Annotated in this window: 19 protein-coding genes; 6 read left to right on the top strand and 13 right to left on the bottom strand. The window is 68.6% G+C overall.

The genetic code is table 11. The features are described 5' to 3' along the window. Nucleotides 1–115 precede the first annotated feature (115 nt). The 3 genes from ACX80U_RS04640 to ACX80U_RS04630 all read right to left on the bottom strand — a co-directional run bounded on the left by ACX80U_RS04640 (nucleotide 116) and on the right by ACX80U_RS04630 (nucleotide 3,925). Nucleotides 116–1,228 carry a BMP family lipoprotein gene (locus ACX80U_RS04640; protein ID WP_459267575.1) on the bottom strand — a complete coding sequence of 371 codons (1,113 nt, stop codon included), beginning with the start codon at nucleotides 1,226–1,228 and terminating at the stop codon, nucleotides 116–118. A gap of 271 nt (nucleotides 1,229–1,499) precedes the next feature. Continuing rightward, nucleotides 1,500–2,645: an amidohydrolase gene (locus ACX80U_RS04635; protein ID WP_432206149.1), complete on the bottom strand. Its 1,146-nt coding sequence runs from the start codon at nucleotides 2,643–2,645 to the stop codon at nucleotides 1,500–1,502. A 140-nt stretch (nucleotides 2,646–2,785) separates the two neighbouring features. Beyond that, nucleotides 2,786–3,925 carry a mannose-1-phosphate guanylyltransferase gene (locus ACX80U_RS04630; RefSeq protein WP_459267574.1) on the bottom strand — a complete coding sequence of 380 codons (1,140 nt, stop codon included), beginning with the start codon at nucleotides 3,923–3,925 and terminating at the stop codon, nucleotides 2,786–2,788. Nucleotides 3,926–4,268: 343 nt separating this feature from the next. On the opposite strand from ACX80U_RS04630, the gene sdhC reads away from it, so the two are divergent. The 4 genes from sdhC to ACX80U_RS04610 all read left to right on the top strand — a co-directional run bounded on the left by sdhC (nucleotide 4,269) and on the right by ACX80U_RS04610 (nucleotide 7,780). Continuing rightward, on the top strand, nucleotides 4,269–4,652 hold the full coding sequence (gene sdhC, locus ACX80U_RS04625; RefSeq protein WP_133082745.1) for a succinate dehydrogenase, cytochrome b556 subunit: 384 nt from the start codon (nucleotides 4,269–4,271) through the stop codon (nucleotides 4,650–4,652). 5 nt (nucleotides 4,653–4,657) lie between these two features. Then, nucleotides 4,658–5,125, top strand: a complete 468-nt coding sequence (locus ACX80U_RS04620; RefSeq protein WP_133082744.1) for a succinate dehydrogenase hydrophobic membrane anchor subunit — start codon at nucleotides 4,658–4,660, stop codon at nucleotides 5,123–5,125. An 88-nt stretch (nucleotides 5,126–5,213) separates the two neighbouring features. Further along, nucleotides 5,214–6,992: a succinate dehydrogenase flavoprotein subunit gene (gene sdhA, locus ACX80U_RS04615; protein ID WP_459267573.1), complete on the top strand. Its 1,779-nt coding sequence runs from the start codon at nucleotides 5,214–5,216 to the stop codon at nucleotides 6,990–6,992. Beyond that, on the top strand, nucleotides 6,992–7,780 hold the full coding sequence (locus ACX80U_RS04610; RefSeq protein WP_208740650.1) for a succinate dehydrogenase iron-sulfur subunit: 789 nt from the start codon (nucleotides 6,992–6,994) through the stop codon (nucleotides 7,778–7,780). Before sdhA ends, ACX80U_RS04610 begins: the two co-directional genes overlap by 1 nt. Before the next feature lie 172 nt (nucleotides 7,781–7,952). Here the strand turns inward: ACX80U_RS04610 and ACX80U_RS04605 are convergent, their stop codons facing one another. Genes ACX80U_RS04605 through ACX80U_RS04585 form a run of 5 tightly spaced genes read right to left on the bottom strand, consistent with a single transcriptional unit; the run spans nucleotide 7,953 to nucleotide 12,039 of the window. Continuing rightward, nucleotides 7,953–9,056, bottom strand: coding sequence for a YihY/virulence factor BrkB family protein (locus tag ACX80U_RS04605; protein ID WP_133082741.1), 1,104 nt, complete (start codon nucleotides 9,054–9,056; stop codon nucleotides 7,953–7,955). Then, entirely contained in the window at nucleotides 9,016–9,573 is a 558-nt protein-coding gene (locus ACX80U_RS04600) for a 2'-5' RNA ligase family protein (RefSeq protein ID WP_459267572.1), read from the bottom strand. Before ACX80U_RS04600 ends, ACX80U_RS04605 begins: the two co-directional genes overlap by 41 nt. Before the next feature lie 45 nt (nucleotides 9,574–9,618). Further along, nucleotides 9,619–10,662 (bottom strand): tryptophan--tRNA ligase, encoded by a 1,044-nt coding sequence (trpS, locus tag ACX80U_RS04595; RefSeq protein ID WP_133082739.1) that lies wholly within the window; start codon nucleotides 10,660–10,662, stop codon nucleotides 9,619–9,621. Continuing rightward, nucleotides 10,659–11,540, bottom strand: a complete 882-nt coding sequence (locus tag ACX80U_RS04590) for an exodeoxyribonuclease III (protein ID WP_459267571.1) — start codon at nucleotides 11,538–11,540, stop codon at nucleotides 10,659–10,661. The genes trpS and ACX80U_RS04590 overlap by 4 nt, the downstream gene beginning before the upstream one ends. A gap of 16 nt (nucleotides 11,541–11,556) precedes the next feature. Beyond that, a complete protein-coding gene (locus tag ACX80U_RS04585) occupies nucleotides 11,557–12,039 on the bottom strand; it encodes a hypothetical protein (protein WP_133082737.1) in 483 nt (160 codons plus the stop codon). A gap of 171 nt (nucleotides 12,040–12,210) precedes the next feature. Here ACX80U_RS04585 and ACX80U_RS04580 point away from each other — a divergent pair, with 171 nt between their 5' ends. Then, nucleotides 12,211–12,987: a hypothetical protein gene (locus ACX80U_RS04580; RefSeq protein WP_133082736.1), complete on the top strand. Its 777-nt coding sequence runs from the start codon at nucleotides 12,211–12,213 to the stop codon at nucleotides 12,985–12,987. Between the two features lie 15 nt (nucleotides 12,988–13,002). Beyond that, nucleotides 13,003–13,698, top strand: coding sequence for a sortase domain-containing protein (locus ACX80U_RS04575; RefSeq protein ID WP_133082735.1), 696 nt, complete (start codon nucleotides 13,003–13,005; stop codon nucleotides 13,696–13,698). Nucleotides 13,699–13,701: 3 nt separating this feature from the next. Here ACX80U_RS04575 and ACX80U_RS04570 read toward each other — a convergent pair whose 3' ends face one another. The 5 genes from ACX80U_RS04570 to glyA form a co-directional block, all read right to left on the bottom strand. Next, nucleotides 13,702–14,535 (bottom strand): ABC transporter permease, encoded by an 834-nt coding sequence (locus ACX80U_RS04570; protein WP_459267570.1) that lies wholly within the window; start codon nucleotides 14,533–14,535, stop codon nucleotides 13,702–13,704. Next, on the bottom strand, nucleotides 14,532–15,404 hold the full coding sequence (locus tag ACX80U_RS04565; RefSeq protein ID WP_459267569.1) for an ABC transporter permease: 873 nt from the start codon (nucleotides 15,402–15,404) through the stop codon (nucleotides 14,532–14,534). Before ACX80U_RS04565 ends, ACX80U_RS04570 begins: the two co-directional genes overlap by 4 nt. After that, nucleotides 15,397–16,338 (bottom strand): ABC transporter ATP-binding protein, encoded by a 942-nt coding sequence (locus tag ACX80U_RS04560; RefSeq protein WP_208740647.1) that lies wholly within the window; start codon nucleotides 16,336–16,338, stop codon nucleotides 15,397–15,399. Before ACX80U_RS04560 ends, ACX80U_RS04565 begins: the two co-directional genes overlap by 8 nt. A 59-nt stretch (nucleotides 16,339–16,397) precedes the next feature. Beyond that, complete coding sequence (locus ACX80U_RS04555; protein ID WP_133082732.1) at nucleotides 16,398–17,288, bottom strand: bifunctional methylenetetrahydrofolate dehydrogenase/methenyltetrahydrofolate cyclohydrolase; 891 nt, start codon at nucleotides 17,286–17,288, stop codon at nucleotides 16,398–16,400. Between the two features lie 153 nt (nucleotides 17,289–17,441). Next, nucleotides 17,442–18,749 (bottom strand): serine hydroxymethyltransferase, encoded by a 1,308-nt coding sequence (glyA, locus tag ACX80U_RS04550; RefSeq protein ID WP_133082731.1) that lies wholly within the window; start codon nucleotides 18,747–18,749, stop codon nucleotides 17,442–17,444. Nucleotides 18,750–18,975 lie beyond the last annotated feature (226 nt).

Here is an 18,975-nt window from a genome sequence, read left to right as displayed (position 1 = left end):
CGTCACCGGAAAGGATACCGGCCACGGCTCCGGGGCATGCACCCGCGGCGAACGCAAACCGCCCTCCTCCCGGCGGAAAGCCCCGGGAGGAAGGCGGTTCTCGTGCGGTGCGCTGTTACTTCGGGCTGGCGGCCGAATCGACCGCGATATCGCCGGAGATGATCTGTTCCTTCAGCTCGTCGAGCGTGGTCTGAAGATCGGCGGGGACGCTGGCCTCCTGGTCGTGGAACGGCGCCAGTGCCACGCCACCGTTCTCCAGGGTGCCGACGTACGGGGTGTTGTCGAAGTTGCCCTCGACATCGGTGCTGATGACGTCCTCGACGGCGTCGCCCATGAGCTTCATGACGGAGGTGAGGATGAACTCCTCGCCCTTGCCTGCGGTCTCGTAGCCGTCCGAGTCGACCCAGATCGCCTTGACGTCCTTGCCGCCCGCGTTCGCCTCGATGACGGCGTCGAGCGTGCCCGAGCCGACCGGACCGGCGACCGGCATGATGATGTCGGCACCCTCGTTGATGAAGTTCTGGGTGTTGGTCTTGCCTGCGGCGGCATCCTCGAAGTTACCCACGAACGTGCCGTTCTGGCTCTCCTTGTCCCAGCCGAGGAGCTGCACGTCGCCGCCGGTCTCCTCGTTGAAGTAGTCCACGCCCTCGGCGAAGCCGTCCATGAAGATGGTCACGGTCGGGATGTTGATGCCGCCGTAGGTGGCCACCTTGCCGGACTCGCTGGTCGCCGCCGCTGCGTAGCCGGCGAGGAACGCGGCCTGCGCCGTGTCGTAGATGATCGGCTTGACGTTCGGCAGGTCGATCGAGTTGTCGTCGACGATCGCGAAGTTGGCATCGGTGTTGGCTTCCGCCGCTGCCTTCGTCGTGTCCGCGAGCAGGAAGCCGACGGTGACGGTGAGGTTGCACCCGGCCTGGACCATCTGGTCGACGTTGGGGCCGAAGTCGGTCTCGGCCTGCGATTCGGCCTGGTTGATCGTGATGCCGAGGTCCGTCTCGGCCTTCTTCAGGCCCTCGTAGCTGGACTGGTTGAACGAGCGGTCGTCGAATCCACCGGAGTCGGAGACGATGCAGCCGAGGTAGTCGGTGTTGGCCTCGGCGCTCGAGCCGCCACCGGCCGAGTCCTCGGCGGGCGGCGCGCCGCAGCCGGACAGGACGAGGGCCGAGACGCCGAGAACGGCGGCGGACAGGCCGGTGCCACGCGAGAATGAGCGCAGTGAGTTCTTCAAAAATGCCTCCAGGAGAGAAATGCGCCACGGGACGAATACCAGTGAGTGTCCATCACGGTCCACGATTGGATCCGAGGCTCTGTTTTCACTGGGAGACCGTGGCGCCGCGACACCGTCGGTGCAGCACGTATGCGAATATCCTAAGCGCCAAGTGATGGGGAACACTACACGGGCGGTCCGGGCGGGAGGATCGTTCGGTTTTCGTTATGCACAGGCGGCTGAGGACAGCCGGGAGGAGGTCCCGGTTCCTCCAGGACGCAGGACCCGGCCATCAGTGGTCTCGACCGAGCACGGCCTGGAGGGCGGCGACGGCCATCACGCGGATACCGCAGGCGATCGCGCCTTCGTCGGGTGCGTAGTCCCCGCGGTGGAGGTCGTAGGTCTCGCCACCGGGGGTGCGCGTGCCCAGCCGCATCATGGCACCGGGCACCTCCTGGGTCATCCAGGCGAAATCCTCGCCGCCCATGGACTGCGGGGTGAGGACGACGGCGCCCGAACCGAGTTCGGCGCGAGCCGCGGCTTCCAGTAACCCGGTCTCCGCCTCCTGGTTCACCACCGGGGGGACGCCGCGGATGTGCTCGAGCCTCACGTCGACCCCGAACGGGGCGGCCACCTCGCGCACGGCACGGTCGAGCAGCTCGCCCGCCGATTCCCAGGCTTCCCCGTCGAGGCAGCGGAGCGTGCCGGACATGAAGCCGTGCGCCGGGATGGCATTGGGCGCGGAGCCCGCATGGATCTGCCCCCACACCACGGACACCGCACTGCGCACGTCGATGCGGCGCGAGAGGACGGCCGGGACGTTCACGGCGATGGAGGCGAGGGCGAACACGAGGTCCTCGGTGAGGTGCGGGCGCGAGGTGTGGCCGCCGCGGCCGCTGAGCTCCACGCGGATGGTGTCCGACGCCGAGGTGATGGCGCCGATACGCGTGCCGACGAGGCCGACGTCGATCCTCGGATCGCAGTGGAGCGCCAGGATCCGCGGGACGCCGGTGAGCACGCCCTGGGCGATGACGTCGATCGCCCCACCGGGCATCATCTCCTCCGCGGGCTGGAAGATGATGCGCACCGTGCCGGGTAGCGGCGCGTCGGCATCCAGGTCGGCGAGCACGAGTGCGACCCCCAGCATCACCGTGGTGTGGATGTCATGCCCGCACGCGTGGGTGACACCGGTGGCGGCCGACGTGTAGTCCAGCCCCGTCTCCTCGACGATCGGCAGGGCGTCGATGTCCGCCCGCAGGGCGATCCGCAGGGGCCCCCGGCCGATGTCCACGTAGGCTCCGGTGCCCTCGAGCCGGTGCGGCACGAGCCCGGCCTGCGCGAGCCTGGCCACGATCAGGTCGGTGGTCCGGTGTTCCTTGTAGGACAGCTCCGGATGCCGGTGGATGTCGCGCCGGATCTCGGTCAGCTCGCCGAGCATCGGCTCGAGGGAGGCACCTACTCGGGAGATCGGCGGACTCTGGGTACTGGACGTTTCCACTGGATCAGCCTACCGACCGACGGCCCGGCACCCTCACACGATCGGACTCGCCCGTGTCATGGACGAATCGGGGTCCCGTCCTACAGCACGTCCGTGTCGCCGCTGGCGCGCAACCTCTCGACGGCCTTCTTGACCTCCTGCGCGTGCTCCTTCGTCGTGACGAGGAGCGCGTCGGGTGTGTCGACGATGACGACGTCGTCGATGCCGATGAGGGCGATCACCCGCTTGGTGTCGGAGACGACGATCCCGGACGCGTTCTCCGAGAAGACGCGGGCCCCCTCCCCCATCACCGTGAGCTCGCTGTTCTCCTCGGCAGGATTGAGGCGGCCGATGGCCGCGAAGTCGCCGACGTCGTCCCAGTTGAACTCCCCGGGGATCATGGCGACGTCGCCCGCGGCGGCGGCCGGCTCCGCCACGGCGTAGTCGATCGCGATCTTCGGCAGGGTCGGCCAGACCCGGCGGGCCACCTCCACCCTGCGTGGGGTGTCCCACGCCTCGGCGATCTCCATCAGTCCCGCGTAGAGCTCGGGCTCGTTGGCGGAGAGGTGCTTCAGCATCAGGTCGACGGGTGCCACGAACATGCCCGCGTTCCACGAGTAGTTGCCGCTCCCGATATAGCCGTCGGCGACCTCCTGCGAGGGCTTCTCGACGAACTCGATGACGGCGCGCGCGCTGGGCGCTCCCGCCGAGGCGAGCGATTCACCGGCGCGGATGTACCCGAACCCGGTGGACGCGTGGGTCGGCTTGATGCCGATCGTGACGATGTATCCCCGTGCCGCGGTCTGGATGGCCTCTCGCACCGCAGCCTGGAAGACGTCCACGGGCGCGATGACCTGGTCGGCGGCGAAGGACCCCATGATGATGTCCGGGTCCCGCTGGTGCAGGATGGCCGCCGCCAGCCCGATCGCCGCCCCGGAATCCTTCGGCTCGGCCTCGAGCACCAGGTTCATGTCCTCGATCTCGGGCAGCTGCTCGAGCACGGCCCGGCGGTGCACCATCCCGGTGACCACCATGATGCGTCCGTCGCACAGCGGCCGGAGGCGGTCGTACGTCGCCCGGATCAGGGTGCTGCCGGACCCCGTGAGGTCGTGCAGGAACTTGGGTGCGGCCGCCCGCGAGAGCGGCCACAGGCGTGTGCCCGTGCCTCCCGCGGGGATGACGCCGTGGAAGCGGTCCAGCACGTTCTCGGGGGTCTGGGCCGCGGCCCTCTCTGTACTCATCCGTTCCACGGTAACGGACGGGCGGTCCCCGGCGGCGATCCGTCCCTCATCGGGGACGGCCCCGGCAGCGCCTCCGGCACTCGGGGGAGGACCTCCATCAGTCCCGGCGTGGACCCCGGCACGCACCCTCGCCACCGTCCCGGCCGGCTCCCGGTCGGCGCTCTGCCGATGCCCTGTCCGACCCGGTGTGCACGGGTGTTAACAAGGTCACAGGGAAGGGGTGCCTAAATTGAACGGGAAGTGTCACCGGCCTACATTATTCTTATCTGAAGAGTGCTGTCGCACCGGCGTAATCCCTGCGTATAACGCGCTAACGCCCATGCGATGCAGGGAGGTAATTTCAATGCCGAAGACACTGACACCAGCAGGCACCCTCTACCGTGGCCGGGAAGGCCAATGGTCCTGGGTGGCCCACCGCATCACCGGGGTAGTGATTTTCTTCTTCCTCCTCGTGCACGTCCTGGACACGTCGCTCGTCCGCGTTTCGCCGGAAGCCTACGACGCCGTCATCGCCTCGTACAAGAACCCGATCATGGGTCTCGGGGAACTCGGCCTCGTCGCAGCCATCCTGTTCCACGCCTTCAACGGGGTCCGCGTCATCCTCGTGGACTTCTGGAAGAAGGGTCCGAGGTACCACCGCCAGATGCTGTGGGCCGTCGTAGGCCTCTGGGCGGTCGTCATGATCGCCTTCTCGATCCGCCATCTCTCGCACGTCTTCGGAGGTTAGTACCCATGGCTACCCCAACCATCGAAAGCCCCCGCTCCGGACGCGTCGCCCCGGGCTACTCACGCACCCCCGGCTCGCGCGGCAACTTCGAGATGACCGCCTGGCTCTTCATGCGCCTCTCCGGCGCCATCCTCCTGGTGCTGATCCTCGTCCACCTCTACGTGAACCTCGTCGCCGGTGACGGCATCACCGGGATCGACTTCGGTTTCGTCGCCGGCAAGTGGGCGGACCCCGTCTGGCAGATCTGGGACCTCACGCTGCTGTGGCTGTCCATGCTGCACGGCACCAACGGCATCCGCGTGATCATCAACGACTATGCCGAGAAGAACAGCACCCGTATGTGGCTCAAGGGTGTCCTGTACACGGCGACCGTGGTCATCCTGGTGCTCGGCACCCTCGTGATCTTCACGTTCGACCCCTGCCCCGTCATCGACGGGGTGGCCCACGTCGCGGACTACTGCCCCGCACCGTAAGCCTGCCCACGTCGGCAGTTCCCGCACGGCGGGCCTTTTGGGGCGCCCCCGTGCACACACACCGGTTTCAACAGAAAGAGCGACCAGCATGCAGGTCCACAAGTACGACGTCGTCATCGTCGGCGCCGGTGGCGCGGGGATGCGCGCAGCCATCGAATCAGGGCAGCGCGCCCGCACCGCCGTCCTGACGAAGCTCTACCCCACCCGGTCCCACACGGGTGCGGCGCAGGGCGGCATGTGCGCTGCACTCGCCAACGTCGAGGAGGACAACTGGGAGTGGCACACCTTCGACACCGTCAAGGGCGGCGACTACCTCGTCGACCAGGACGCGGCCGAGGTCATGGCCAAGGAAGCCATCGAGGCGGTCCTCGACCTCGAGAAGATGGGCCTCCCGTTCAACCGCACCCCCGAGGGACGCATCGACCAGCGGCGCTTCGGCGGCCACACCCGCGACCACGGCAAGGCCCCCGTCCGCCGGTCCTGCTACGCGGCGGACCGTACGGGACACATGATCCTGCAGACGCTCTACCAGAACTGCGTCAAGCACAACGTCGAGTTCTACAACGAGTACTACGTCCTCGACCTGCTCATGGTGGACGAGGAGGTCACGGTCGACGGCGTGACGCGCATCCAGAAGCGCGTCGCCGGCGTCGTCTCCTACGACCTGGCCTCGGGTGAACTGCACATCTTCCAGGCCAAGTCCGTCGTCTTCGCCTCGGGCGGTGTCGGCAAGGTCTACAAGACGACGTCGAACGCCCACACCCTGACCGGGGACGGCATGGGCATCGCCTTCCGCCGCGGGATCCCCCTCGAGGACATGGAGTTCTTCCAGTTCCACCCGACCGGCCTCGCCGGACTGGGCATCCTGCTCTCCGAGGCCGCCCGCGGCGAGGGCGCCATCCTCCGCAACTCGGAGGGTGAGCGCTTCATGGAGCGCTACGCCCCCACCATCAAGGACCTCGCCCCGCGTGACATCGTCGCGCGGTCCATGGCGAACGAGGTCCGCGAGGGCCGCGGTGCCGGACCGAACAAGGACTACGTCCTCCTCGACCTGACGCACCTCGAGCCCGCGCACATCGACGCGAAGCTCCCGGACATCACCGAGTTCGCCCGCACCTACCTCGGCGTGGAGCCCTACACGGAGCCTGTCCCTGTCTTCCCGACGGCGCACTACGCCATGGGCGGCATCCCGACGAACATCAAGGCCGAGGTCCTGGCGGACAACGACACCGTGGTCCCGGGCCTCTACGCCGCCGGCGAGGTCGCCTGCGTCTCGGTGCACGGATCGAACCGCCTCGGCACCAATTCGCTCCTGGACATCAACGTCTTCGGGAAGCGCGCAGGGCTGGCCGCGGCCGAGTACGCCCTGACGGCCGACTTCGTCGAGATCCCCGAGAACCCCACGGTCGAGACCGAGGAGCTCCTCAACCGGGCACGCAGCTCGGAGGGCGGAGAGCGTGTGGCGCAGATCCGCAAGGAGCTGCAGGACATCATGGACGCGAATGTCCAGGTGTTCCGCACCGAGCAGACCCTGATCGAGGCCCTCCGCGTGATCGATACGCTGGAGGAGCGGTACACGCGGATCACCGTGCAGGACAAGGGCAAGCGGTTCAACCTCGATCTCCTCGAAGCCGTCGAGCTCGGGTTCCTCCTCGACATGGCGAAGGTCATGACGGCGGCGGCCCTGCACCGCAAGGAGTCCCGTGGTGGCCACTTCCGCGAGGACTACCCGGAGCGTGACGACGAGAATTTCATGACCCATTCCATGGCCTACAAGGATCCCAGCGCCACCGAGACGAGTGGCGTCCGCCTTGAGACCAAACCGGTTATCTTCACCCGATACCAGCCCATGGAGCGTAAGTACTGATGAGCACCGAAACGATGGAAAAGGAGCCGGCCTCCAAGGTCGAGCTCGCGCCCGGCGTCGGCGGCGGTGGAGAGATCCCCACGTTCGACATCACCCTGAAGGTCCGCCGCTACAATCCCGAGGTCTCCGACGACGCCCACTGGGACGAGTGGAAGCTGACCATGTACGGCACGGACCGCGTGCTGGACGCGCTGCACAAGGTGAAGTGGGAGCATGACGGCTCCGTCTCCTTCCGCCGCTCGTGTGCGCACGGTGTCTGCGGCTCCGACGCCATGCGCATCAACGGACGTAACCGCCTCGCCTGCAAGACCCTGCTGAAGGACCTCGACACGTCGAAGCCCATCCTCGTGGAGCCCATCAAGGGCCTTCCCGTGGAGAAGGACCTCATCGTCGACATGGAGCCGTTCTTCCAGTCCTACCGCGAGATCATGCCGTTCCTGATCAGCAAGGGCCACGAGCCCGCGAAGGAGCGCCTGCAGTCCGCCGAGGAGCGCGACCGCTACGACGACACCACCAAGTGCATCCTGTGCGCTGCGTGCACGTCGTCCTGCCCCGTCTTCTGGACCGACGGCCAGTACTTCGGCCCCGCGGCGATCGTGAACGCGCACCGTTTCATCTTCGACTCGCGCGACGACGCCGGGGACATGCGCCTCGAGATCCTGAACGACAAGGAAGGCGTGTGGCGTTGCCGCACCACCTTCAACTGCTCGGAGGCATGCCCCCGCGGCATCCAGGTCACGAAGGCGATCTCCGAGGTCAAGCAGGCGATCCTGACCCGCAAGATCTGACCGCCACCGGCGATCACGCAGTCCAGCTGCCGAGAAGGGCGGCCCGCATCGACGGGCCGCCCTTCGTCGTTCCCGAGGTCTCCCGGGCACCTCGTCGCTGCGAGCAGGACGGGCGGATCGGGTCAGCTCAGGTCACGGCGGGTCAGCTCAGGTCACGGCGGGTCAGGGCGGGTCAGGTGGGAGGATTCCCGGTGCCCGGCTTCCGTCGGCTCCGCTGCCGCAGTGTGCCGCCCTTCGCGTGGTGTTCGCGCTCCGCCCGGGTCAGGGCGTCGGCCGACCCCACCGCGCACCAGGCCGTCGCCAGCAGGTAGACCTGGCTGAGGAGGAAGAACCAGATGAACAGCGCCAGGATCACGGCGAAGGACAGCAGCAGCGGGTTGTTGCCGAAGGTGCCCAGGATCTGCGTCGAGAAGGTCCGCAGCAGTGTCGTCCCGAGCCCCGCGATGACCGACCCCTGGAGCAGGATCCGGCGCGGCATCTGGATGGCCGACGCCGAGTGGAACAGCACCACGGCCACGAGGATGTCCAGCAGGATCATCACGGCGAATCCTGCCGCCTGCGTCAGCACCTGGCTCACTGCTGCCAGGTGGAGGATCGCCAGGAGTGCGCCCAGCGAGTTGGTGGCGACGATACCCAGTCCCGTCGTCACGAGCATGATGACACCGAGCACCGCGAGCGTGCCCAGATCCTTCAGCCAGAGCACGATCGGGGGTGCCGCGACGGGCTGGAGGGCGAAGATCCCGCGCATCGCCTGGCGCATCCCCCCGATCCAGCCGAGCGCCGTCACGAGCATCACGGCCGAGGAGACGACGATCGTCCAGCCCAGGCCACTGGTCGCGTCGAAGAGACGGGCAGGGGTCACGAGTCCCCGCCCGTCCTCGCCCCTGTCGATCAGTCCCGGCACCGCCCGGTCGAGGGCGTCGACGGAAAGATCCCGGAGGTCCGCATCCCCCGCGACGACGAGGCCGAGCGCGGCGAACCCCACGACCAGGAGTGCCGCGATCGCGAAGAACAACCGGTACGCCAGTCCGGCCGCCATCAGTGGGCCCCGGCGCTCGTTGTACAGCAGCACGACGCGCACGGGTCGCAGGGTGTAGAACCGGCAGATCGCGAGGTCGAGCCGTGCCAGCAGGAGCTCGGAGCCCCCGCTTCCGGACCGGGTCAGTCGGCCCAGGCGGACCTGCGCGTCGAGGACCTTGCGGCGGAGGTCCGGCAGGCTGGCGGGCGAGGGCTGGTCAACCTGCGGCGGCTTCGGAGCCGTCAGCGACTTCGCCAAAATGCAGCTCCTCCCTCAGCTTCCACAGGCCCGACGGCACGTGCTCGTAGAGTCCCATGGATCGCACCTCGAAGGATGCCTCGAAGGCGTGGAGCTCCTCGACCGCGGCGTCCATGCCGGCCTCGGACACATCATGCGCCACCGTGACGTGCGGATGGAAGGGGAAGTCCAGGTCCCGTTCCAGCGGTCCGGTCTGGAGCCGCGCGTGCAGCTCCACGCACTCGTCGAAGCCCTCGACGAGCTTCAGGAACACCACGGGCGAGACCGGCCGGAAGGAACCGGTGCTGCGCAGGCGCACCTCGAAGGGCCGCTGCGTGCGGGCGACCGCACGCACGTGGTCGATGGTCGCGTCCCAGTCGGACGCCGGCGTCGTCGTGATGAGGGTGATGTGCGGGGGCACGACGGCCGCCATGGGGTCCCCGAACGACGCCCGCCACGATTCCAGGGCACCGGCGAGGGGCTCGGGGATCGGGATGGTGATCCCGACGCAGCTACCGTCCACGTCGGATCCGGCCATGGTCGTCACCGCTCCGCTGGGCTGACCGGTCGAGGCGCACATGGATCAGAGGACTCCCGCGGCGGGGAGGAAGCCCACGCGGGCGTAGACGTCGGCGAGCGTGGGGGCCGCGAGGTCCCGGGCCTTCGCCGCACCCTGCGCGAGCAGGCGGTCGAGTTCCGCGGGGTCGGACAGCAGTTCCTCCGCCCGGGTCCGCACGGGCGCTAACGCCTGGACGACGACGTCGGCGAGATCCACCTTCAGGTGCCCGTACATCCGTCCCTCGTACTCCGCCTCCAGCTCGGCGATGCCCTTGCCGGACAGCGCCGAGTAGATGGACAGCAGGTTCGAGATGCCCGGCTTCTCCGCGGTGTCGAAGCGGATCTCCGTTCCGGCGTCGGTCACCGCCGACCTGATGCGCTTGGCCGTGACCTTGGGATCGTCCAGCAGGTTGATCAGCCCGGCGACCGAGGACGCGGACTTCGACATCTTCGCCGTCGGGTTCTGCAGGTCGTAGATCTTCGCCGACTCCTTCTGGATGAAGGGCTTCGGGACCACGAAGGTGTCCCCGAAGCGGGAGTTGAAGCGCTGCGCCAGGTCCCTGCTCAGTTCGACGTGCTGCCGCTGGTCCTCGCCGACCGGCACGCCGTCGGGCTGGTACAGGAGGATGTCCGCGGCCTGCAGGACGGGGTAGGTGAAGAGGCCCACGCTGGCGGCATCCGTGCCCTGCTTGGACGCCTTGTCCTTGAACTGGGTCATGCGCGACGCCTCGCCGAAGCCGGTGAAGCAGTTGAGCACCCAGGCCAGCTGGGCGTGCTCCGGCACGTGGGACTGGACGAAGAGGGTGGCCCGGTCCGGGTCCACACCTCCGGCGATGTACTGGGCGGCCGTGAGGCGCGTACGGTGCGCCAGTTCCTGCGGGTCCTGCGGCACCGTGATCGCATGGAGGTCGGGGATGAAGAAGACGGCGTCGTAGGTCTCCTGCAGACGTACCCAGTGCACGAGCGCACCGAGGTAGTTGCCGAGGTGCAGCGAGCCGGCGGACGGCTGCATGCCGGAGAGGATGCGCTGCCGCCGGTTCGGGGCCGGGGCGGGGGCGGGTGTCGTCATGGAAGCTGTCCTGCACTCTGGATCTGGTAGTCGACGACGAGAGGGGCGTGGTCGGAGAACCTCGTGTCCCAGCTCGGCGCCCTGTCGACGTCGGCGCTCAGTGCGCTCTTCGCGAGGGCCTGCGTGGCCAGCTGGTAGTCGATGCGCCAGCCGGTGTCGTTGTCGAACGCCTTGCCCCGCCATGACCACCAGGTGTACGGACCGTCGACCTCGCCCGCCAGGAGCCGTGCGACGTCGACGAAACCGCACTCGTCCGAGAAGAAGCGGTCGAAGTAGGCGCGTTCCTCGGGCAGGAAACCGGCCTTCCTGACGTTGCCCTTCCAGTTCCGGATGTCGAGCTCCGTGTGGCCGACGTTGAGGTCGCCCATCACCACGGCATGGTCGGCGCCGTCCCTGAGCTGGGGCAGCCGCGTGGTCATCGCGTCGAGGAAGCGGTACTTGTCGTCCTGCTTCTGCGTGCCGACCTCGCCGGAGTGCACGTAGGCGCTCACGACCGTCAGGCTCGCGCCGTCGACCTCGAAGTCCGCCTCGACCCACCGGCCGGCGGTCTCGAAGTAGCTGTCGCCGATGGTGGTGCGCGTCGCCGTGGGCGCCCGGCGGGAGGCGACGGCGACCCCGGCACGGCCCTTGGCGTCGGCCTCGGTGTGGAGGATGTGCCATCCGTCCCCGAGCAGGTCGCGGACCACGGCATCGGGGGCCCGGACCTCCTGCAAACAGAGGATGTCGACGTCCCGCCCGTCCAGCCATTCCTGCATGCCCCGCTTGTAGGCGGCACGTATTCCGTTGACATTGACGGAGGCGATGCGGAGGGGATTCTGCGGAGGGTTCGATGCCGGACTCACTCGATCAACCTTACCCCGCACGATATTCCGATTCATCTCCGACGGGGGCCCGTCAGTCGACGACGGTGCCCTCCACGGGGCCGTCCGTGGACCCCTTCATCATGGAGCGGGCATTGTGCGAGGTGATCTCGATCGTCTCGAGTGCGCGCTCGACCATCCCCTCGTCCCGGCCGAGGTATTCACGCACGACTCCGACCTGCACCTGGACGATCTTGAAGCTGTGGTCCAGCTTGAGGTCCCGGGCCCTGTCGACGGCGACCGGAGCGGCCTGCCCCTGCCCGCCGAACCCCGCATGCCCCTGGAGGCGGGACGCGGCCTTGCGCGCGGCCGAGCGGAGGCTGAACACGACGAAGCTGAAGACCAGGAGCCAGCCGAGGGAGATGATCACCACCAGCCAGCCGACGACGTCGTTCTGGTTCGCGGCGAAGACCACGGCGACCAGGAACACGACGAGCATGATCGCCATCCCGGCGCTGCCCATGCGCATGCTCATACCCCGGCCCGCGGGCCGGCCATTACTTCCCAGTGACTGCATCCGACCATTCTCCCGCATCGTCCGGGCGCCTCCCGCTCCTTCCACCGCGGGCGAACTGTCAGGCTTCCCCAAGGTTTCTTCCATCTCCGCCCATCCGTGACCGGGGTCACCGCGAAGTACTGTCGTGCGCGCCCTACGGTGCGCTTCATTCGCACTACGGAGGACTTACCCATGAACAAGAAGATGCGTCTCCTCGCAGTACCGGCCCTCGCCATCAGCGCTGTCGCCCTCGCCGGGTCTCCCGCGATGGCCGCCGACGGCTCCTACTCGTCCACCCTCGGCCAGCTGAACGGCACCACGGGCTCCGGCACGATCACGCTCGACGTCACCGGTGACAAGGCGATGGTCAACCTGCAGGTCTCCGGTCTCGCCCAGACCTTCATGGACGCCCCGTACCCCCACGTGCAGCACATCCACGGTGGCGCCAAGGGCGTCTGCCCCACGCCCGCCGACGACGCCAATGGCGACGGGATCATCAACGTCGCCGAGGGTGTCCCGGGCTACGGAGACATCCAGACCACGCTCACCACCTCCGGCGCCACCACCCCTGCCGAGGGCCTGAACCTGCAGCTCGGTGGCCAGGGCGGGACCTACTCGATCCAGCGCGAGATCACCCTCGATGCCGCCACCAAGGCATCGCTCGAAGCCGGCACCGCCGTCGTCGTCGTGCACGGTCTCGATCCCGCCACGGCCGGCGTGTCCCCGGAGGTCTTCGGCAGCCCGTCCGAGATCGCTCCCGAGCTCCCGCTCGGCGCGACCTCGCCCGCACTGTGCGGCACCCTCGCCGCGACCCAGATGGGCGCCATGCCGTCCGGCGGAGCCGACACCGGTGTCGCCACCGAGTCCTCCTCCAACTCCGCGGGCATGATCGCCCTCGGCGGTGGCCTGGTCCTGGCTGCAGCCGCCGGCGGAACCTACGCCGTCCGCCGCCGCGCGACCAACGCATGATCCTGATCGCTTCCCGTGATCAGTAAGGTAACCGGCCGCCGCTGGGGCTTCACCGCCCCGGCGGTGGCCGCCCTTTTCCTCCTTGCCGGCTGCGGAACCGGGGACGCGCCCGCAGCGACCCCGGACTCCCCGTCGGCCCCTGCGAGCAGCTCCGCCGGTCCTGCGTCGGCTGCACCCGGTCCGGCCGTGCCCTCGGCGGCTGCTGCCACGGAGCCGGCCGCTCCTGCTGCCCCACCGACGGCACAGCCTGCCGTGCTCGCCGCCTCGGCGCCGGTCACGCTGGAGATCCCCTCCATCGGCGTGCGGACCGATCTGCTCACCCTCGGCCTGCGGGAGAACCGGAGCCTGGAGGTTCCGCCGGACGGCCCCGGCGCCCCGGCGAGCTGGTACGACCGGTCCCCCACCCCGGGCGAACGCGGACCCGCCGTGATGCTCGGGCACGTCAATGCGACCGACGGCGGCAAGGGCGTCTTCGCCGACCTGCGCTCCCTCTCCTCCGGCGACCGCATGAACGTCGTCCGCGAGGACGGCACCACGGCGGTCTTCGAGTTCCAGCGCGGCGAGGCCTACCAGAAGGACGAGTTCCCCACCCTGACGGTGTACGGGAACACTCCCGGCTCGGAGCTGCGCCTGATCACCTGCGACGGCTACAACCCGGAGACGGGCGCCTTCGACGACAACTACGTGGTCTACGCGACGCTGGTGGTGTGAGGGCTACCTCAGGAACAGCTTCCGCAGGCGCAGCGTGGTCAGCAGCATGCCGACCACGATCATGACGAGGAAGTAGCAGAGGTGGAGCACGGCGGCCGGGGTGAACGAGGCGATGCTGATCTGGCGCAGCAGCTCGACCCCGTGCCAGAGCGGCAGGGCCTGGATGAACCACTGGAGGCCCTGCGGGTAGACGCTCAGCGGATAGAAGGTGGCCGAGAACAGGAACATCGGGAGCATCACGAAGTTGATCCACTCCATCTGCTGGAAGGTCTTCATGTAGCTCGTGATCCCCATGCCGAAGGACGCGAACCCGAACGCGATCACGACAGATGCGGGGATCACGAGCAGGGCCACGGGTGTGGTGACGAGTCCCATCACGGCCATCACGGCGGTGAAGCCTGTGGCGTACATCGCTCCGCGGAGCAGGGCGAGGAAGATCTCACCGATGGCGACGTCGAGCGGCCCCAGCGAGGTGTAGAGCATGCCCTGGTAGAGCTTCGCGAAGTTCATCTTGAAGAACACGTTCCACGTGCTGTCGTACACGGCCCCGTTCATCGCGGAGACGGCCAGCAGCGCCGGCGCGATGTAGGCCGCGTAGCTGATCTGCTCGCCGTTCGGTCCGGCAAGGGTGCCGACGAGTGCCCCGAGCCCCACTCCCATCGAGACGAGGTAGAGCACGGGTTCGAAGAATCCGGACACCATGATCAGCCAGTTGCTGCTGCGCGTCGCCAGCAGGCCGCGCGCGATGACCGCCTTCGCGTTGCGCGAGTAGAGCGCCGCCAGGGGCCGCTTCGACCCACTGAGGGCATAGTCCCGGGCCGTCAGCTGCGCGCTCATCTCCCGAGCCTCCTCGCGTACACCGTGTGGGCCCTGCGCCAGCCGATCACGGCGAGGACCAGCAGGAACAGCACGTGCACGACGGCGAGCCACGCCGGTACGTCGTACCCGTACGTGAGTGCCCGGCCGAGTTCGGTGCCGTGCCACAGCGGCGAGATCCAGCCGATCCACCGCAGGAACACGGGCAGCGTGTCGAGCGGGAAGAAGGTGCCGCTGAAGAGGAACATCGGGGTCACGACGAAGCGCATCACGAGGGCGAACTGGCCCTTGTCCTCCTCGACGCCGGCCGAATAGGCCATCAGCGGGAGGCCGAACGCGAGGCCGCTGAGGACGGCGACCGGGATGGCTGCCGCGCCGGCGGCGGACGGGGAGGCGCCGAACGCCGCGACGATGAGGAAGTAGATGATCGTCGTCGCCGTCAGGCGCGCCGTGATCGCGATGATGTGCCCGTCGACGATCTGGTCCGTGCTGAGCGGCGATGCGTGCGGGCCGTAGTAGACGCGCCGCCACTTGAATCCGTCCATGACCGGGTAGGTGAACTCGGTGGCCGCCGTCATGATCGTCGCCGACGCCAGCAGGGCGGGGGCGAGGAAAGCGAGGTAGCCGACACCGCCGAACGCTCCCGCTGCGGTGCGGTCGACGAGCGTCGCGAGCCCCACCCCCATGGCGAACAGGTACAGGACCGGTGTGCCCACGCTCGAGGCGAGCAGCGTACAGCGGTAGCTGTTCATGGACCGGAGCACGTGTTCGGCGTAGTACCAGGAGCCGAACGTCCGGGCGCGCGCCGCTGACACCGCCGGCGGGTGGGCGGAGGGTCGGTAGGGCGGTGCTGCCGTTTCCTGCACGCGGGCGGGTGTCGGGTCAGTCAACGAGGCTCCTTCCGGTCAGGCGCAGGAAGACGTCCTCGAGCGACGAGCGCCGGACGAGCGACGTGATCGGCCGGAGCCCGCGCGAGGTCACCTGTTCCAGGGCCGCTTCGCCGTCGTCCGCGTAGATGAGCACCCGGTCCGGCAGCGGCTCGAGGCGTTCCCCGATACCCTGCAGCTCCGCCGCCACTGTGGTGTTGCGTTCGGACCCGAACCGCAGTTCGAGGACCTCCCGGGTCGAATGGTCGCGGATGAGCTGCGCCGGCGACCCCTCGGCCATGATCCGGCCCTTGTCGACGACGACCAGGCGGTCGCAGAGCTGCTCGGCCTCGTCCATGTAGTGCGTGGTGAGGATCAGTGTCACGCCCGACTCCTTGAGCCGGAACAGGCGGTCCCACAGGATGTGGCGCGCCTGGGGGTCCAGCCCGGTGGTGGGCTCGTCGAGCAGCAGGATCTTCGGCTCGTTGATCAGGGAGCGGGCGATGGTCAGGCGCCGCTTCATGCCGCCCGACAGCGCATCCACCTTGGCCGTGGCCTTGTCCGTGAGCTGCGCGAACTCGAGCAGTTCGTCGGCCTTGGGCCTGAGGTAGCTCATCGGCAGGCCGAAGTACCGGCCGTAGACGAGCAGGTTGTCGCGCACCCGCAGTTCCTCGTCGAGGTTGTCCTGCTGCGGGACCACACCGAGGTGGGCGCGGACCTCCGGACCGTGCTCCTCCGGGTCGAGGCCCATGATGGTGAGCCTGCCCGAGGTCCGCTGCGAGACACCGCCGATCATCCGCATCGTCGTGGACTTGCCGGCCCCGTTCGGCCCCAGCAGGCCGAACGACTCGCCCGCGGGGACGTCGAAGGAGATGCCGTCCACCGCCCGGAAGTCACCGTAGTGCTTGCTGAGCTGCTGGGCGGAGATGACCGGTGGTCCGGAGGGGGTCGTCGACACCTGCCCAGCCTAGGCGAGAACTCCCATTGGCAGAAGCCAATGGGAGTTCTCGCGCGGGCCTAGGCCCCGGCCGCCTGACGCTCGGCGGCCTCGACGACGTTCGTGAGCAGCATCGCGCGGGTCATCGGCCCCACTCCCCCGGGGTTCGGCGAGAGCCAGCTCGCCACCGACGCCACCTCCGGGGCGACGTCGCCGGTCAGCGTCGCCTTCCCGGTGTCCGGGTCCTCGACGCGGCTCACGCCGACGTCGAGCACGATGGCGCCGGGCTTGAGCTGCCCGGCCGGGATCATGTGCGGGATGCCGGCCGCGGCGACGACGACGTCGGCCCGTCCGAGGTGGTCGGCGAGGTCGACGGTCCCGGTGTGCGCGAGGGTCACGGTCGCGTTGACCTGCTTGCGCGTCAGCAGCAGGCCCAGTGGACGGCCGACCGTCACGCCGCGTCCGACGACGAGGACGTTCAGCCCCGTGAGCGCCACGTCGTGGCGGAGCAGGAGCTCGACGATGCCGTGCGGGGTGCAGGGCAACGGGGAGTCCATCGGCGCGTTGACGTTGAGGACGAGCCTCCCGAGGTTGGTCGGGTGCAGGCCGTCGGCGTCCTTCGCCGGGTCGATGCGCTCGAGGATGGCATTGGTGTCGATGTGGGCGGGCAGGGGGAGCTGGACGATGTAGCCCGTCGTGGCGTCGTCGGCGTTCAGCTCGTCGAGGACGGCCTCGAGCTCCTCCTGCGTGATCGTGTCCGGCAGGTCGCGACGGACCGAGGTGATGCCGACCTGGGCGCAGTCGCGGTGCTTGCCGGCCACATAGGACGAGCTTCCGGGATCGTCGCCGACGAGGACGGTGCCGAGGCCGGGAGTCACCCCGCGCTCGCGCAGCGCGCTCACGCGCTCGGTCAGTTCCTCCTTGATACGTGCGGCTGTCGCCTTGCCGTCAAGGATGCGGGCGTTGTTCATGGGGAAGATCCTTCTCTGGTCGCTCGTCCAGCTGTTCGAGCAGGAATGCCTTGCCGCGGTCGCAGCAGCCGGTGAAGCAGCACTCTGCGGCGGGGATGTCGAAGTCCGGTGACGCCGCCGCCCTCGAGGAGAGGGCGGCGCGGAGGATCGGATCTACCACTCCTCCTGGCCCGGGTAGAGCGGGAAGTCCGCCGCGAGTGCTGAGACACGGGCGCGCAGCGCCTCGACGTCGGGCGACGGCTTCAGGGCGGCCGCGATGATCTCCCCGACCTCGGTGAACTCGGCCGCGCCGAAACCGCGGGTCGCGAGCGCCGGGGTGCCGATGCGCAGGCCTGAGGTCACCATCGGCGGGCGGGGATCGAACGGCACGGCGTTGCGGTTGACCGTGATGCCGACGGAGTGCAGGACGTCCTCCGCCTGCTGGCCGTCGAGGGAGGAGTTGCGGAGGTCGACGAGGACGAGGTGGACGTCGGTCCCGCCGGTGAGGACCGAGACGCCGTGCTCGGCGACGTCGGCCCCGGTGAGGCGCTCGGCGATGATCCGGGCACCTTCGAGGACGCGCTCCTGGCGCTCCCTGAACTCGGGTGAGCCGGCGATCTTGAAGGCCGTGGCCTTGCCCGCGATCACATGCATGAGCGGGCCGCCCTGCTGGCCGGGGAAGACGCTCGAGTTGAGCTTCTTGGCCCATTCCTGCTTGCCCAGGATCACGCCGGAGCGCGGTCCGGCGAGGGTCTTGTGCACGGTGGACGTGACGACGTCCGAGTGCGGCACCGGGCTGGGGTGGACGCCCGCGGCCACGAGGCCGGCGAAGTGCGCCATGTCGGTCCACAGGAGCGCGCCGACCTCGTCGGCGATGGAGCGGAAGGCCGCGAAGTCGAGCTGGCGCGGGTAGGCGGACCAGCCGGCGATGATGACCTGGGGCTTCTCGGCGAGCGCCTGCTCGCGCACGCGCTCCATGTCGAGGCGGTGGGTGTCCTCCTCGACGCCGTAGGCCGCGACCTCGTACAGCTTGCCGGAGAAGTTGAGCTTCATGCCGTGCGTCAGGTGTCCGCCGTGCGCGAGGGACAGGCCCATGATCTTCTCGCCCGGCTTGATCATGGCGGCGAGGGCCGCGGCGTTGGCCTGGGCGCCGGAGTGCGGCTGCACGTTCGCGAATTCCGCGCCGAACAGGGCCTTGACGCGTTCGATCGCGAGGTTCTCCGCGACGTCGACGTGCTCGCAGCCGCCGTAGTACCGCCGCCCGGGGTAGCCCTCCGCGTACTTGTTGGTCAGCACGCTCCCCTGCGCCTCGAGGACGGCGCGCGGCGCGAAGTTCTCCGAGGCGATCATCTCGAGGGTGTCCCGCTGACGTGCGAGTTCGTCCCGCAGGACGGCGGCGATCTCCGGGTCCACCTCGGACAGGGGCGCGTTGGTGACGGAATCTGCGGCAGCCTGGGATGGAGCCGTGGGCGAAGTGGTCATCGGTTGATCCTTCTGTGGGTCTCGCAAGAGGTCAGCTTGAGTCGCGGGTGAGGCGGCGGATCGATCATCCGCGCCCCGGCCGCTCAGAAACGTGACCCGCGGCCCAGGCGTGCGATCCGTGGTCTGCACTGGAAGCACGGGTCCTCCCGGGGGGATCGATCCGGCTCCATGCCGCTTCCTGGTGGTTGCCCACCCTACGCCAGTCGCGACGGTCCCATGCTAGCCG

Source organism: Arthrobacter sp. TmT3-37, assembly GCF_054510835.1.
The sequence above is the reverse complement of the archived record's forward strand: the minus strand, read 5'-3'. Positions and strand labels throughout refer to the sequence as shown.